Below are 14,602 nucleotides of genomic sequence, written 5' to 3'. Positions count from 1 at the left end.
AAAAGCACCTCCTATGCCACCTGTTCTTCTGCTTCACTATTACTTGTTTTTTCTGTTGTTTTGAGTGCGGCTGCCATTTCTTCAAACGGACAATGAACATTCAGTTTGCCAAACCGTCCATAGGGATCACGCATCCAACATTGACCTTTAATCATTCGTTTCATTTCTTTCAAGTTTTTCTCGTTCACTTCAAGTCCTAAATGGTGAAGAATTTTTTCTCGTTCGCTATCTTCATCAAAAGCAAAAACCACACCAAAATTCCCTTTTTCATCATCAGACCCTAAGTCATCAATAAACTGCGTATCTAAAACCAATTGATTCATCTGTGAACGACCGACACGAGCCATTGCACTAATAATCGCACGTCCAGAGTTTGACTTGTTAAAGACCCAAGCTTCTGTAAAATAAATCGCTGTTTTATGCGAGATATCTCGTTTTCCAAACATTTCACAAAAACGTCCTAGACTAATCATTAAGCACAAAGATTTCCTGTCAGCGTCACTATACAACGAAGGATCAAGCCCATCTTTTGGCAATTTTAAATCTTGAATTTCTAAAATCGTGACTTTCTCATGGAAACTCAGTCCAGCATTTTCGCCATAGGAGAAGCCTAATCGTAAAATGGAATCATTAATCGTTAAGTAAAGAAAATCGCCATATTCCTTGACTGTTTTGTTCTCGTGCGAACGTAACAAGTCAATCACTTTCATTAACCCCACTGTTTCATGTTGATCTCGCTGGTTTAGCACTTGTTCTATAGAACTAAGTACCGCCCCTTTTAACAAGAAATTATTTTTCAATGGGCTTAATTCATCGATCATATCTTGTGCTACTTGTTTCGCGTTGTTCCGATCAAGGTAAATCATTGGATCAAGTACCCCATAATTACTTTTCTTTGAAGCGTCTAACGTGACATAGTTAAAGCTTTCCAAGTGCTTTACAAACAAAGGATAGTTTTCTTGATAGTAGGGATCATGGATCACTTTCTTAAACCATTTTCTTTTTTCGCCTTTTGGATCTACAAACAAACTTTGTACATCTAAAAAGGAACTATATAGAAATAGCAAGCCAACTAAGAACGATTTTCCTTTCCCTGTTTTACCAGTTACCGCAATATGGGGAGCGTCATATAATGCCCCTGTGATCCCTTCTGCAATCGCTAAAGGATTCAGAAAGACATATTTATTAGACGCATAGATAAACTCTTCTAATGGCGTTTTTTCGCCCCTAGAGCCTTCTGTGCCTAATACATCTAATCGACCAATATAATTTCCTGAACTCATCCCTAGCTCTTCAATCGTCGCAAATAACAATTCTGCGACTGCTTCACACGTCGTTCGTTGTACCCAGTGTTTTTGTGCACCTAAAGCTTGTCCCATTGCCATTTTATAAAACAAAGAAAATTGATCTTTTTTCCCTTTATAAACCTTGATTACATCATCTAAAGACTTAATAATCTGTAAGGAACGTTCTCTCACTTCTTCTCTTGTTTGACCGTAGACGACTAAACAAGCCAACCAATCCATCACTGGTTGATTTTGTTCTAACTTTTCACGCAAGGCGCTGGCTAAAAAGCGAATAGATTTCGTACGACTGGAAGCTTCTCCGCCTTCTGCTTCTTGTACTTGTTGTTCTTCTTTAAAACGATTCGTTAACCACCCTAATTTAGTAGATACCCCATTTACTCCTTTGATTTCGGGATAATGTAATTTGACTCTTAACTCCACTGGAAAACGCAAATCTTGTACAAATTGGAATAAATTGATATTTTTCATATTGTCAGGAAACTTCCCAACAGGTAAAAACGACACATAACTTTCGCCTAATTCATCTTCTATTTTTAAAATTCCTTTTCCCGTTTTCAAAGGACTTAAAACGGAAGATTGAATATTTTGTACATTCGTAATACAATTTTCATCTTCAATCTTATGTTTCATTCCTCGGATATATTGCATGCGATTCGCATAAATCATTTCATTTTTAGACAATGGACGAATGGAATAGGAAAATAAAATCTGCGTCAGTTCTTGTTCTGACAGCTTCACTTGTTCAAATAAAGCACTAGGATCAGCTATTTCATAGCCAACAAGAGAGACTATTTCTTGGACAACAGCGTCTGACATCTTTTTCGCCAATTCCTTTACGTCTTCTGCAATATAGGCATCTTTGATTTTTACCCCTAACAAAAAAGACGGACGATAAACATTACCTAATTCTTGTTCTAACACATGAATGGTTTCATTGGCGTAATACTCGCCAATTTCTCGGCTTTTAGGATCAAATCCTTCGGCTAATTTATCAAATCGACTTCTTAAATTTAGGGTTCTAGGATACATGGTTAAATCAATGTCTTCATATGTCCGTAAAAGGTTCAATAAACTTGCCATCATTTCTTTATTGTCTTGCATGGCTTTGGGATTATTTTGAGAAATTGTTTTAGGCGTAACTTCATAATAGCCCCAAATATCTCCTTCATTGTTTAACATTAAGTGATCTTTTAACGCTTTAAGCGGGCTTTCCACAGTAATCATACTTTTCCTTCTTTCTAAATTTATTTAATGAAAAAGTCGTATGCCTTCGACAACATACGACCTAAAAATTATTTAAATTGAATCGACTCCGTGATCTCTTCTCGTTTACATTTTTTTCCTTCACAAATAATCATATCTGGCAATTGTACCGTGAAATAGTAAATCAGCGAATCCAACAGATAATAATAAATTTTCTTTCCATCAGGTTGAATTTTATTCATTAACATCACTGACCCAATCGGTAGACCGACATAGCACAGCATATACATAATTTGAAATGTTTTTGCCAATGTTGCGATCATTGATCCAAAAAATAAGTTTATGAGTAAAGCCACTACAACTGCCGTCACAGCATCTACTACAACAATTGAAAATGGTAGCCGAACAATATTCGGAATATCTTGAATACGGTAAGGTTCTTTAAATATGGACGTATAGTTGTAAGCTTCCCAATCCATACTAACCACCAAACGCTTTACTTAACACATTTCCAATGGCATCTAGTACTTTTTCAGGGTTTCCTAAAAAGAACCATGCTAACCCACCAAGAATTAAAGCTGCCACGATCCCTGCCACTTTTGACTTAGAAAAATGTTTGGCTACATTAAAAATGATAATTCCAATCACAACATATTTTCCCTGTTGTAAAATAAAAGTTAATAAACCTTTCAAATCCATGAATTATTCACTATCCTTCCATGTATGACTTAATTTTTTCACATAATATTTATCAGATTTTTTTACTAAATGGAGTGTTAATTGTTCTTTTTGCAAAATCGACGTATCCTTATCTTTCAAAGAAACATCAGCCTTCACAATTAAACCATCACTCGCTTTATAAACTTTTGATTCCACTTTATCTAATGTAAAATTCCCATTTAATCCCTCAGGACTATCCATCATATACGCCATATCAGCAGACGAACTTTCACAATATTTCGTTAGAAACTCAGAAACAAATTTCTGTGCGTCTTTGTCTGTTTCATCATCAACCGCTTTTAATTTTTCCATATCATAAGTAATAGATTTTACTTTTGCTTTAGTTGTGACTGGTTCAGTAAAATAAGGATAGGCAACCACACAAAACGCATGGTTCTTCGTACTAAAAGGAATATTCAAAACTTGCGTTGCTTCTACTTTTTTAGTATCTGTCACTTCTTTTGTCGTCGTCGTTTCTTTTCCTTTACTGTCTTTGTGCTTTTCTTCAATCTTCTTTGTTACTGGCGTTTCAATCTCATAATTGACTTGATAGCTGGCAACTGACACACCGTCCACATTTTTTAATGACACCAGCATCGCTTTTTTCAAAGAACGTTGGGCAGAAAAAGAAACTTCATCTTCTGCTAATCCGTCAGCATAGAAATTTTTCTCAAGATTTTGGGCCCGTTCCTTAAAGGCTTCATTATCATTGGAAATATTCATGTACTCATCTACAAAACGATCCATGAAAGACTGTAATTCTGGCGTAAACGTAATTTGTTTCTGATTCGAACCGTCAACATCATTTTTTAATAGCACAACTGATTTTTCCACTTTGGAAATATGATTACTCACTGCACCAGCTTTGATATATGCGCCCACACCCGAAAACAAAACCAGCACTAACCCACCCATGACGACACGTTTCACTCCTTTTGTTTGGATTCCTTTTTTCTTAGGCACACTTTCTGTTTTCTCTTTTTCCTTCTTTTTAAATTTAAAATCCATCTTAGTTTCCTTTCCGATAACTTTTTTGCGGTATAATTCATTAAAAATATTAAATTTTTTTCCATTATCAAAATAAATAAAAAGGCATGATTATTTTTCACATGCCTTTTTGTTTATGGATTTTGATATTAGTTACGAATAACCTTTTTCTAAATGTTCTTCAAATATTTTAAGAAAAGTAATTTTATTTACTCTTTCAGCATAAATTCTTTTCCTCGTCACTCCTTTATGTGAGTAATAACCTCCTGTATAAAAATAATAGGAATAACTGTTATACATCTTTTCTCCAGTAGGTTTCCGACGATAATAACCTTCTGCAAAAAGACTAGTATGTTCTAAAGAAAATTCAGCCACAAACTCTTTCTTAAAATAAATAGGGACATCAATAATGCCTTTAGTCATTAAAAATTGCTTATATTGTTCAATATAAACAATATCTTCATCATCAATTTCATTCTCAAATACACTAAATCCATGCAGCCTAAGCATATCTGGAATAGAGTACTTACCATATTTTTTGTAAAAGTCACTTTGTTCTCTAAAGATAGGTACAATAGGCATTAGTACCACCTCCTGTTAAATTAAAATTCAAAAGTCTTTTAGTATCACTTGCCTAACATTACAATTGATTAATTATTTCACCATTTTTTATTTTCCATTCAAACCATTCCGAAAAATCCTGTTTGAAACCATCTACTCTATATTTATCCTGTAGACGGGCTTCCTCCGCAGTCGCAGGATCAAGATAGGTTGGTTTATCTTTTGGACGTGCATAAACACCAATCCACGTATCGTAATCACCCTCAAAATAACTATCAACAATAAAACCTTTTTTACGAAGCTCATTTCTTACTAAGTTTTCAATCTGTTCCCTATTTTTAGGAACGAAATATTTATATCTATCTATAAAATCATTAAAATCAGCAACCGTTAAATTAAATTTTTTGATAGATAAGAAATAATCACTCCAACAAAGCTTATCAATTGGTTCCATAAAGTTCTCGTATATGGGATATAAATAATCACTTCTTTTTATTTCATATTGCCGATCACTAATTTCTGACGCTCCCGTTGCTGTACGTTTTTTTAGATATGGGATTGTTAAATTACCTTCCTTATCCAGCTCTTCAATCTGTTTCATGATCCTATTCAAAGTGGCTGTTGTTTTCTCTAGTTTTTCACTAACAAAACCACATTGTCTCGTGATCCTTAAAATAAATTCTCTGCTTACGTCCAATTTTTTTACCTCCCAATTTTAAAATGGATATTCTTCTTCTAAATTAAATTCTTGTTCCATGTAGTTACGTACTTCGCTATTTTGATCCGTAGTGAAGAGTAGGTCTTTTGCACTAACACAGACTTGATCAATCAATTCCTCATGTTTTTCTTTTAACTCCGCAAAGTCAATTCGTTCCATCAATTCGTTAGTCCCTAATCTTAAATCAATTAACTTAATCATTTTTAGAGAAGGAGCTAAATAATTTGATAACCACCTTAACGTTTTTTCAATTGACGGCTTCTCAGCATGAACTGATAATCGAAGTCCTTCTAATTTATCAATCACGTCATACCATTCTTTGCAATATACTTTCATTCCATCTTCCACATCAAAAACAGTCAGAGACGCATTAACAACTTCTTTCACTAACCAATCTAGGCTTTCTCCACTTGATAAAAAATATTCAACAAATAAAAAAGCTTTCTCATCAGAAAGCCGTATCTCATATCTATTTTTTATTTCATATTTTTCTCTCGCTTCTTCAACCGAAAGTCCTTCTTTACGAGCTAGTTCATAGTCTTTTTGATAAAAATTAAAGTAAAGCGGAGATTGCCGACTACCAAAATATAGAGACAAGCCTTTGTTAACTAGATTACTTTTTTCAAAAGAAAAACCACCATTAAAATCGAAATTTTTAAAAGTGGTACTTACTAACCCCTGTTCCATTTTTTCCTTTAATTTATATAGATTAAAATTAGGTTTCCCTTCAACAATCAATTCATCAAGAGCAATATCAATACGAGTAATTTTTGTATCAACAATAATATTTTTTCCAAAAATATCATCATCATACAATGATCTAAAAAATTCTGTCCAGCTACGGTTGTTATCTTCCTCAAAAATATCTTCCAGTTGACGGCAACCTTCACCCGACAAATCTAACATTATTCCCATATTCATATCCTCAGGATTTCTAAATAATCGAATAGAACCGTATGAAAAAGTTTCAGTGTAATGGTAAAATCCACGTTCTTCATGAGTAAACCAATTCATATCCATATGCAAAAGTTTTTCAATAATCGTTTGTATATCTAAAGTCTTAAATCGAATTCTTAAGAAATCAATTTTCGCTTCAACAGAAGCTCGACCACCATCAAGGTGAAGCCTATCAATAATTTTCATTTCTAGTTCTTTAGAAATCGTTCGCTTCCCCGATTCAATTTTAGAAATCAAACTACGTTCAACTTCCAATTTATCAGCTAATTCTTTTTGTTTTAGCCCCAACTCCTTTCTGAATCGTTTTAAATCAATACTTCTCAAACATCAAAACCTTCTTTCTTAAGAATGTGACAGGCGCTAATAAAAAATGTGACAAAATTAAAATCGCTCAATCCCTTGCGGGACAAGAAAAGTAAGCGACTTTTTTTAATAGGTTTGTAATTTCTACCCCCATGTTATAAAACGGGGGTAGATTGCGTGTGGCGGGACAAGCCCACCACACGCACGCCTAGCAACACTTGAAATATACGTCACTACTTACGTTTCACGCAGGAAAAGAGGTGTGCGCCTTATGGCGCCACCCCTTTTCCTGCTACGAAGTCAGCGACAATTTCAGCGGCTACTAGTCTCCACGTTCGCTAAATTTTCTAACCGTAGAATTCGTTTTTTTAAATCTGCATTCTCTTGTAATACCTTTTTAGTCAATTCAATTAATTTCTTAGTATCAGCTTTACTTTCTTCAAACTCCAGTTTCGATAAAGCAATTTCTTCTTGTTTTCTTTTCCCGTCTTCCGACATGAAAATCTTATAAATAGCTTCATTTAATGGCTTGTTTTCTGATCTTAAATCTGACAACTGTTTCAATTGCACAAGTTGAGAACTATCAAAAACTTTGTAACTATAATTTTTTCCATTTCTATTTTTAGCATATCTACGCTGAAATTTGGTATCAGTCATTTTTTCAATCTTAATACACCAAGATTTTAAAGTTTTTAACGAAATAGAATAATTAAGTTCATTTAAAACATCATTAAAATCGTACAATTATATCTCCTTTCTGACGAAATATTTACTTTTATTAATTTTTTTGTTTTACTATTAAATAATGTTTGAGAAAGGAATCTACCCATGGGAAAAAGAAATATCGAAGAATACTTAGCTCATACTATCTTTATTTTAGTTACAGGTTTTTTATCCTTATTATTCAGTCTACTATGCGTTTCACTTTTACTTTTAGGTACAAGCTTACTCCAAAATATCCAAGCAGAAGATACACTGACTTGGTTTATTAGTATGGTTTTTTTCTATTTTATTCCAGCTATTTTTTTCACTATTTATTTGTTAAATAAATGGAACCACAATCCAAAATTCATTGTTCCAAACCTATTTTCGTCAAATAACATCTACATAGAATTTGACAAAAATAAATTAAGTCAAGTTATAGAAATAATCACTATTATAGTTACATTCCTTCTCTTGATTAATAAATCTTATACTGTGAATTTTTTTGATACTACTTCCAATTCAATACTACTCATTATTTATCCTGTAAATTTAGGATTTAAACTTTGGAATTACTCATTAACCCAAAATAAAAAAGTAAAACAATATTTTCCACATCGGAAATATAAATAATTGATTATATTTTAAGACTTAATCAACAAATTTATTACTTAATTCATTAAGTATTTCATTTTCCGCATTTAAAACATTGTCAATATCATCGAGTATTTCTTTTTCCAAATGTTCCGATATTTTTTTCGATACTTCCACTTTCACGTCTTCTGATACTCGTTCATAGCCTAATTTATCGTTAATTTTTATAAATTCAGTGATAAAATCGAACGAGTCAGGGACTTGTGGACTATAAAATTCACGTGCAATTTCTCCTCCACGAGCCACATAACCACGACCGTAAACTTTCAATCCATTAATTTTTTCAACAAATTTGAATTTCTTATTTTTATTTTCGTCTCCAAAAATCATAAATAAGCCTGTTTCAGACAAACGCCCCACGGACATGCGAAACATGAAATTATCACGTAAAGCTGTTTTAATAAATTCTCCATCTGGACGTTGCATAGCAACAATTAAAAAGATCCCACATTGACGTCCTTTCAAAACCAATTGAGACAAATGTTCGTCAAATTCTCCCTCAGTTTTATAATCTCCTGCTAATTCAGCTTTGAAAGCAGCCAATTCATCAATAACAATGAATTTAGGCTTTAATCCATAATAGGCATAATTTTTCCCCATACTATACTTTGGACTATTGTTCATCATTTCAAAACGACTATTCATTAACTCAACACCCGTTTTTAAACAATTGGTAATAGCTTCCTTCCCAGTGTGAACTTTTCCAAAAAATAAGGGTAATTTGCCTAAAGCCATCAAATCACTATTTTTAGGATCACAAATCTCAATATCCGCAATTCCGCAAAGAGCATAAATTAAAGACAGTAAAGTAAACGTCTTTCCTCCGCCTGTTCCGCCTCCTAAAAGTAAATGCGGGTCTTTGTCGAAATACCAATACAACCCCTTCATCAGTTGTACTTTGCCTTTATCGGCTTTCATATCTATAATAGATATACGTTTTTCATAAACATCAACAACCAACTCATAGATAATAAAACCTTTTTCATCGACAGTAGCAATATTATCAGCATGAAAAGCTGTTTCTAGGAAACCGCCTATAGATTCAAACTTTTCTTGAAATTTATTTCCGGAAGTTTCAAATGAAACAAATACGCTCTCTTTTGAAGCTTTGAAATAAACTTTAGGAAATTTGATTTTTTCCTTCAACTTACCATCACTAGTTTTGATTTGTTTTTTTGTGTAATAGTTGTTATCAATCAACATACGAGAAAGGATTTGGCGTTGCTCCACTTTTGAGAAATATCCAGACCGAATAATTGACCACTTAATCAGTAAATTAATTAATAATAAAGAACCAATTAAACAAGCCATAATAAATACTACAGGTAACACATAAACTTGCCACTTCTGCACACTTTTTATTACCAAAAGATAAATTTGTTTGTATCCCACAAAATATCCTAAAAGAACTAGTACAGGTGACAGAAGAAAAAATTTATAGAAATTCAATAAATTTCTACTAGAATAGCGTATACGCCTACCACGATATTGGATTAATTTTTTCATTACATCACCTTCCTTTTATTTCCTCTCTGCTTGTCTGTCTCTCTCCTAAGCTGTTCTTTGACACCTTCCAGAGCGAACTCTAATTCTTGAAGTTCTTTATAGATCAATTTATTTAGATACTTATTAAGTCTTTTAATAGAGACATTCCAATAGGTCAATACAATCAAACCAAGCAAAATGAGACTAAATACTAAGACTTCCGTAAAAAAAACAGAATGAATATATGGAAATAAAAGAAAAACAACAAATTGAGAAACTGCTATAAAGTAATAAAACTCTTTAAATCCTCTCTCTCCAGAAAAAAAGAATTTAGAGAGCTTCAAAAACGTATTTTCAGTATTCCCAATTTTCTCTAACACTTTTATATCAGATTCATAATCATTGATTTTCCGCTGGATTTTAGCCTTTTTTTCTTCCGCGAGTTGCCTTTCCATTTTCTGTTTAAATTCACTCATAGAACCCTCCTATATCTGTTTTCTGTAAGATTCAATCAATGGATCAGCTAAAAAGCTTTGTCTTAATTGCTGATAACCGATCCGTTGCATGGTTTCGTTCACAGAAATCCGATCATTTTCATATCCCTTCAGATATTGATTACGTTCATTAAAATATTCAGAAGCACGCTTTCGCTCGTATTTCTCAATAAAATGTAAATCGGCTTTCTCGAATTGGAAGATCGACAATAGCTTTTCCGATTGTAAGGATTCAATATGATAATGAACAAAATTATCTTCGGTCAGTTCTTCGTCTCGACAGTCAAATAAACCTGACCGATAGACCCCAAAATTAGTAATTTGTTCTTGTAAATATGCATAATCGGGTCCACGACGATTGGCACTATAAAATTCATGCCAACCTGTTTCTGCTTTACGCAATTCTGCTTTTAACAAATCTTTTGAGCGATCAGACGATAAATCCGCAAAACTTGATTTTTGCAAAACATACAGCATCATTTCTTCATAACGATACAGATACTCAGAAAGCTTCATTTCTGTACCTAAATAAGTAATATTCATCTAATCTCATTCCCTTATGAATGACTTTCTTTTTCCATTCGTATGTCTTCACACTTTCCAGCTGATAAAATAGCCATCACAGCGATTCCAAACGACATGCCGATAAATAAACCACCTATAAATAAAATCATGCTATCCCCTCCTAAACTGGCTCACAACGAACCATTAATCGACCATCAGTGCCAGCAACTGAACTATCACAAGTAATTAGCGTCAAAATCCCATTTCCTTCTGAATCGAAAATCACTTGATTATCTTCTGCTGTAATCTGTTTTACTTTTGTGACCTTGAAATTCATGGTTTTATTTTTATAAGTAACTTGTACAAGATCATTTTTTTTCACGTTTTTAATGCCACCAAAAAGCAAGCCAGCATTTGTCATATAATGCCCAGCTAAAGTGAAGTTGCCTTTTCCCAATTCTTGATTAGCTTTCATTGTTCCAGCACCAACACTTAAATTTTCTTGACTCATTCCTTCTACAATTGGAAGATTCATATTGATACTAGGAATTTGAATCATGCCAGCTCCAAAAGTAGAAACGACTTTTTCAGCATTCACTTTCTTCATTGCTTCCACAGTCAATGGCTTAACATCTTTACCAACATAATCAGGTTGTTTTTTAGGATCACTAATTTTGATCTCATTGCTCTGTCTTGCGTCTGTTGAATCTGATCCTGCTGTCTGACTACTGTTCGTTTTTTTCTGCTGTTTCTCCTTTTTCTCCATTGCTTGAATAGCGGTACTTTGAACGCTTTGAGTCGTTTTATCTAATTCTTGTTGCTGGTGTCCAAAATAAAAATAAGAACTAAGTCCAGCAATCAAAAAAATAGTCAGTGAAACAACAATCAATTTCCAATGTACAAATAATTTTTTCATCATCTTCTCCTTATATAAAAAAGGAGTACCGATTTTTTCGATACTCCTTTTTCACTCTTATTTAGCTGTATTTTTGCGTTTAATAATGGAATAAGCAGACACTAGAAAAGCAGACACCCCAGCTAAAGCTAGACCAAGCAATCCTTTTGATTGATAGTTTTCTGATCCAGTTTGTGGCAATGGTGTTTCTGGTTTATTTACTTTGACAGTTTGTCCTTTATCGTTTAAATCCGCATGCGTAGCGATCACTTTTTCGCCAATTTTGACACTTTCAAAGGCTACAAGTTCTTTATTTTCTAGTCCAGCGGTATTAAACGTAAATTCAACATTTACCTTGCCGTCAGGCGTTTTGGCAACAAATTTGGCTGTTCCAGTCACTTCTTTTCCGTCCACTAATAAAGCTTTTCCTGTTTCTTTGTCCATTAGTTTTCCTGTAACAGTGTACTCTTTGCCAACAACTAATCCTTTATAGGCAACTTCATCATTGACTGTTACTTTTTGATCGTTTGCCAGTGTTTTATCTTTATCGGCTTTATCGGTGGCTGTTGTACCGATTTTCGGCGTTTTCTTATCCACTTTGACAGTTTGCCCTTTGTCATTGATATCCGCATGCGTAGCAATTACTTTCGTGCCAAAATAAAGATTTTCAAAAACAACTAGCTCTTTATCATCTAAACCTGCAGTATCAAAAGTAAATTCGACATTTTGTTTTCCATTCGCAGTTTTTGCTGTAAATTTAGCACTTTTAGTTACTTCTTTTCCGTCAATCATCAATGGTTTTCCTGTTTCCTTATCCATTACTTTTCCTGTAACAGTATACTCTTTACCGACAATCAGATTTTGATAAGACACTTCATCAACAACCGTAGCCGTTGTATCTGGCGCAAGTACTTTATCATTGTCTGCTTTGTCAGTAGCTGTTGTCCCAATCACAATATCTTTCAATTTCCAATTGATTTTCTGTTCATCTGTCTTATGTTCATCATCAACGCTGATTAATGAATTCGCTGGTTGTACCGCAGAATCCCCACCGTATTTAAAAACATGGACAGATTTAATATCGCCCTCAGACGTAATTTTCAATTCACCTGTTGGTGTACCTTTTGGAATTTGAATGGTAATTTCTTGATTAAGTGGTAAATTGTCTTTTGAAATTTCTTTGCCGTCTTTGTTCAAAATCCGCATGCCGGGAATTTCCTTGTCAAAGCTGACGCTTGCTTTACCATCTGTTTTATTTGCTTCTGATTTGAACTTATAGTTATAGTAAATATCATCTTCTGATTCATTGACCTTTTTCAAATCATAGGTTGTATCAGTAGACGTTTTACCATTTTGAACGTGATCCCAAATAATATCAAATGCTTTGTGTACTCGATCAATTTCTTCTTGCGAATGTTCAGGAGTAGACCAAACAATATCCGAAGCTTTGAAATTTCCCGACAAGATCCATGAAACCATTTGAGTTGCATATCTTGCTTCTTGCGTATTTGCTACAGGTAAATTATTCAGATTACCTTTTTTAGCATAACCCGCTTCGTACATTCTATAAAACTCATCGCCTAGTTTTCCTTGAAGAGCTAAGGTATGACCATTAGGAGAAGGCTTCTCAGAATCCATACAATAAGCTTCACTACCATTTTTATCAACAAAATCATGCGTAATCATATATTCGAGCGATCCATCTGAACGTTTGACACGCATATAACCTTTAATTTCTCCGCCAACTAATGAATACTCCATATTTTTGGGTGCTGTATAATTAATGGAAGCTTTTGTTTCACTTGCATTCGCTACGCTTTTACCAGCACCAACACCTAAACCAGCCATACTTAATACCACTGCTGAATACAAAAATACCTTTTTATGAATCATCTTTTTCCCTCTTTTCATTTTTTGTATACAAAAAAAGACTTCTAAAATAATCCTTTAGAAGTCTTTTTAAATATCTATTTAATTTTTTCTATCGTACTGCTACTGCCATACCTGTAACGTTAAAGGCATTTTCGTACGTAGACGCATTGATCCATTTTGCCCCAAAGACAGGATCGACAACATGATAAGCACCGTCTCTAAAACCATCAACTAAGACCACATGTCCGTTCCATACTGCTCGCCCCCACGACATTTGTTTAAATTGTGGAGAAGCATAATTGTAAGTGATCCATGTAACCACTGGGTTACCATTTCGAATTTCATTCTTAATACCATTTGTACCAGAGCCTGTGATATTGACAGCATTTCCACCTACATTTTTCGCCCATTGTACAACTGGATCAGCCATCATACCTTGATACGTACCGCTTACGTTGTGGCGCCATTCGCCAGAATAGCCATGGTATGGGTTGCCATCTGAAGCTTTTGGCATAGAATTAACAAAACTTGTTAGAGATTGGTTCGTGGCTACGCCTTTATAGTGCAGACCTTCTAATAACGAAGCCCCTTCACACAACATCGTATCTCCTTGCCAAACAACAGGTACATTCAATACTTTGCTATTGACTGGCGCTGGTGTCGGATTTGGTGTGCTATTTGGCATTGCATACCAGCCTGTACCTTCAATCTTCCAGCCTTGTTTACTGATCACATTTTTTTCATTTTGATCTAACGTGTAATGGTGCCAATTAACGTATTTATTATATAAACGAGTTACAGGTACACCACTTGCCCCATTGTAGGAGTAGAAAGCCACACCTTCATACGTCCAACCAGTGTGTGAAATTTTGTCTCGCTCGCCTGCATCAATCGTGTAAAAATGTTCACCATTATAACGGTTATACAAACGATAAACAGGAGTTCCGCTAGTTGGAGCATTCCATGCTACGCCCTCATAGCGCCAGCCAATACGAGTTAAACTATCTCGTTCGGCAGTCGTTCGAGTGTACAAATGCTCTCCACTATATGGATTATAAACTCGATACATTGGAATGGAACTATCAGCAAAAGTTGCTTGACCGATTGCGAAGCCTCCAAGCACCATTGCGCCTAGTACTAAGCCTTTTATTGTCGCTTTTTTCATCTTTTATCCTCTTTTCATTATGAATATATAGATCAATAAGACATACACTTAAAAGTATATCATGTTAGATAACAC

The 14,602-nt window shown here is 34.2% G+C and carries 16 protein-coding genes; 1 reads left to right on the top strand and 15 read right to left on the bottom strand.

The features are described from left to right. Positions 1-11: 11 nt before the first annotated feature. The 8 genes from AB3I42_RS05300 to AB3I42_RS05265 form a co-directional block, all read right to left on the bottom strand. Positions 12-2,531 (bottom strand): ATP-binding protein, encoded by a 2,520-nt coding sequence (locus AB3I42_RS05300; RefSeq protein ID WP_368022366.1) that lies wholly within the window; start codon positions 2,529-2,531, stop codon positions 12-14. 68 nt (positions 2,532-2,599) lie between these two features. Continuing rightward, positions 2,600-2,989, bottom strand: a complete 390-nt coding sequence (locus AB3I42_RS05295; protein WP_368014310.1) for a TcpE family conjugal transfer membrane protein — start codon at positions 2,987-2,989, stop codon at positions 2,600-2,602. A gap of 1 nt (position 2,990) precedes the next feature. After that, positions 2,991-3,209: a TcpD family membrane protein gene (locus AB3I42_RS05290; RefSeq protein ID WP_368022365.1), complete on the bottom strand. Its 219-nt coding sequence runs from the start codon at positions 3,207-3,209 to the stop codon at positions 2,991-2,993. 3 nt (positions 3,210-3,212) lie between these two features. After that, the gene (locus AB3I42_RS05285; protein ID WP_368014308.1) at positions 3,213-4,238 is read right to left on the bottom strand and encodes a conjugal transfer protein; all 1,026 of its coding nucleotides are present in this window, start codon (positions 4,236-4,238) and stop codon (positions 3,213-3,215) included. Between the two features lie 132 nt (positions 4,239-4,370). Continuing rightward, positions 4,371-4,799, bottom strand: coding sequence for a hypothetical protein (locus AB3I42_RS05280; RefSeq protein ID WP_368014307.1), 429 nt, complete (start codon positions 4,797-4,799; stop codon positions 4,371-4,373). A 58-nt stretch (positions 4,800-4,857) separates the two neighbouring features. After that, entirely contained in the window at positions 4,858-5,475 is a 618-nt protein-coding gene (locus AB3I42_RS05275) for a Phi-29-like late activator (RefSeq protein WP_368014306.1), read from the bottom strand. Between the two features lie 18 nt (positions 5,476-5,493). Then, positions 5,494-6,777 (bottom strand): replication initiation factor domain-containing protein, encoded by a 1,284-nt coding sequence (locus AB3I42_RS05270; protein WP_368014305.1) that lies wholly within the window; start codon positions 6,775-6,777, stop codon positions 5,494-5,496. A gap of 291 nt (positions 6,778-7,068) precedes the next feature. After that, a complete protein-coding gene (locus AB3I42_RS05265) occupies positions 7,069-7,500 on the bottom strand; it encodes a hypothetical protein (RefSeq protein ID WP_181934547.1) in 432 nt (143 codons plus the stop codon). A gap of 84 nt (positions 7,501-7,584) precedes the next feature. Here AB3I42_RS05265 and AB3I42_RS05260 point away from each other — a divergent pair, with 84 nt between their 5' ends. Then, positions 7,585-8,091, top strand: a complete 507-nt coding sequence (locus AB3I42_RS05260; RefSeq protein WP_086319677.1) for a hypothetical protein — start codon at positions 7,585-7,587, stop codon at positions 8,089-8,091. A gap of 18 nt (positions 8,092-8,109) precedes the next feature. Here the strand turns inward: AB3I42_RS05260 and AB3I42_RS05255 are convergent, their stop codons facing one another. From AB3I42_RS05255 to AB3I42_RS05225, 7 genes are all read right to left on the bottom strand, one after another. Then, complete coding sequence (locus AB3I42_RS05255; RefSeq protein WP_368014304.1) at positions 8,110-9,618, bottom strand: cell division protein FtsK; 1,509 nt, start codon at positions 9,616-9,618, stop codon at positions 8,110-8,112. Continuing rightward, complete coding sequence (locus AB3I42_RS05250) at positions 9,618-10,073, bottom strand: hypothetical protein (RefSeq protein ID WP_081202159.1); 456 nt, start codon at positions 10,071-10,073, stop codon at positions 9,618-9,620. Before AB3I42_RS05250 ends, AB3I42_RS05255 begins: the two co-directional genes overlap by 1 nt. A 9-nt stretch (positions 10,074-10,082) precedes the next feature. Further along, on the bottom strand, positions 10,083-10,634 hold the full coding sequence (locus AB3I42_RS05245; protein ID WP_368022364.1) for a hypothetical protein: 552 nt from the start codon (positions 10,632-10,634) through the stop codon (positions 10,083-10,085). 14 nt (positions 10,635-10,648) lie between these two features. Next, a complete protein-coding gene (locus AB3I42_RS05240) occupies positions 10,649-10,765 on the bottom strand; it encodes a DUF3789 domain-containing protein (protein WP_241547433.1) in 117 nt (38 codons plus the stop codon). Positions 10,766-10,776: 11 nt separating this feature from the next. Beyond that, positions 10,777-11,511, bottom strand: a complete 735-nt coding sequence (locus tag AB3I42_RS05235; protein WP_241547434.1) for a class A sortase — start codon at positions 11,509-11,511, stop codon at positions 10,777-10,779. A 57-nt stretch (positions 11,512-11,568) separates the two neighbouring features. Then, positions 11,569-13,383 (bottom strand): VaFE repeat-containing surface-anchored protein, encoded by a 1,815-nt coding sequence (locus AB3I42_RS05230; protein WP_081202164.1) that lies wholly within the window; start codon positions 13,381-13,383, stop codon positions 11,569-11,571. Positions 13,384-13,471: 88 nt separating this feature from the next. Further along, the gene (locus AB3I42_RS05225) at positions 13,472-14,527 is read right to left on the bottom strand and encodes a C39 family peptidase (RefSeq protein WP_081202166.1); all 1,056 of its coding nucleotides are present in this window, start codon (positions 14,525-14,527) and stop codon (positions 13,472-13,474) included. Positions 14,528-14,602: the final 75 nt, after the last annotated feature.

The organism is Enterococcus sp. C53, from assembly GCF_040887425.1.
In the GTDB taxonomy this organism is placed as follows: Bacteria; Bacillota; Bacilli; order Lactobacillales; family Enterococcaceae; genus Enterococcus_B; species Enterococcus_B hirae.
The sequence above is the reverse complement of the archived record's forward strand: the minus strand, read 5'-3'. Positions and strand labels throughout refer to the sequence as shown.

Coding starts and splice junctions, on each gene's coding strand:
- AB3I42_RS05300 (WP_368022366.1), bottom strand. CDS start 2,531: ATGATTACTGTGGAAAGCCCGCTTAAAGCGTTAAAAGATCACTTAATG.
- AB3I42_RS05295 (WP_368014310.1), bottom strand. CDS start 2,989: ATGGATTGGGAAGCTTACAACTATACGTCCATATTTAAAGAACCTTAC.
- AB3I42_RS05290 (WP_368022365.1), bottom strand. CDS start 3,209: ATGGATTTGAAAGGTTTATTAACTTTTATTTTACAACAGGGAAAATAT.
- AB3I42_RS05285 (WP_368014308.1), bottom strand. CDS start 4,238: ATGGATTTTAAATTTAAAAAGAAGGAAAAAGAGAAAACAGAAAGTGTG.
- AB3I42_RS05280 (WP_368014307.1), bottom strand. CDS start 4,799: ATGCCTATTGTACCTATCTTTAGAGAACAAAGTGACTTTTACAAAAAA.
- AB3I42_RS05260 (WP_086319677.1), top strand. CDS start 7,585: ATGGGAAAAAGAAATATCGAAGAATACTTAGCTCATACTATCTTTATT.
- AB3I42_RS05255 (WP_368014304.1), bottom strand. CDS start 9,618: ATGAAAAAATTAATCCAATATCGTGGTAGGCGTATACGCTATTCTAGT.
- AB3I42_RS05250 (WP_081202159.1), bottom strand. CDS start 10,073: ATGAGTGAATTTAAACAGAAAATGGAAAGGCAACTCGCGGAAGAAAAA.
- AB3I42_RS05245 (WP_368022364.1), bottom strand. CDS start 10,634: ATGAATATTACTTATTTAGGTACAGAAATGAAGCTTTCTGAGTATCTG.
- AB3I42_RS05240 (WP_241547433.1), bottom strand. CDS start 10,765: ATGATTTTATTTATAGGTGGTTTATTTATCGGCATGTCGTTTGGAATC.
- AB3I42_RS05235 (WP_241547434.1), bottom strand. CDS start 11,511: ATGAAAAAATTATTTGTACATTGGAAATTGATTGTTGTTTCACTGACT.
- AB3I42_RS05230 (WP_081202164.1), bottom strand. CDS start 13,383: ATGATTCATAAAAAGGTATTTTTGTATTCAGCAGTGGTATTAAGTATG.
- AB3I42_RS05225 (WP_081202166.1), bottom strand. CDS start 14,527: ATGAAAAAAGCGACAATAAAAGGCTTAGTACTAGGCGCAATGGTGCTT.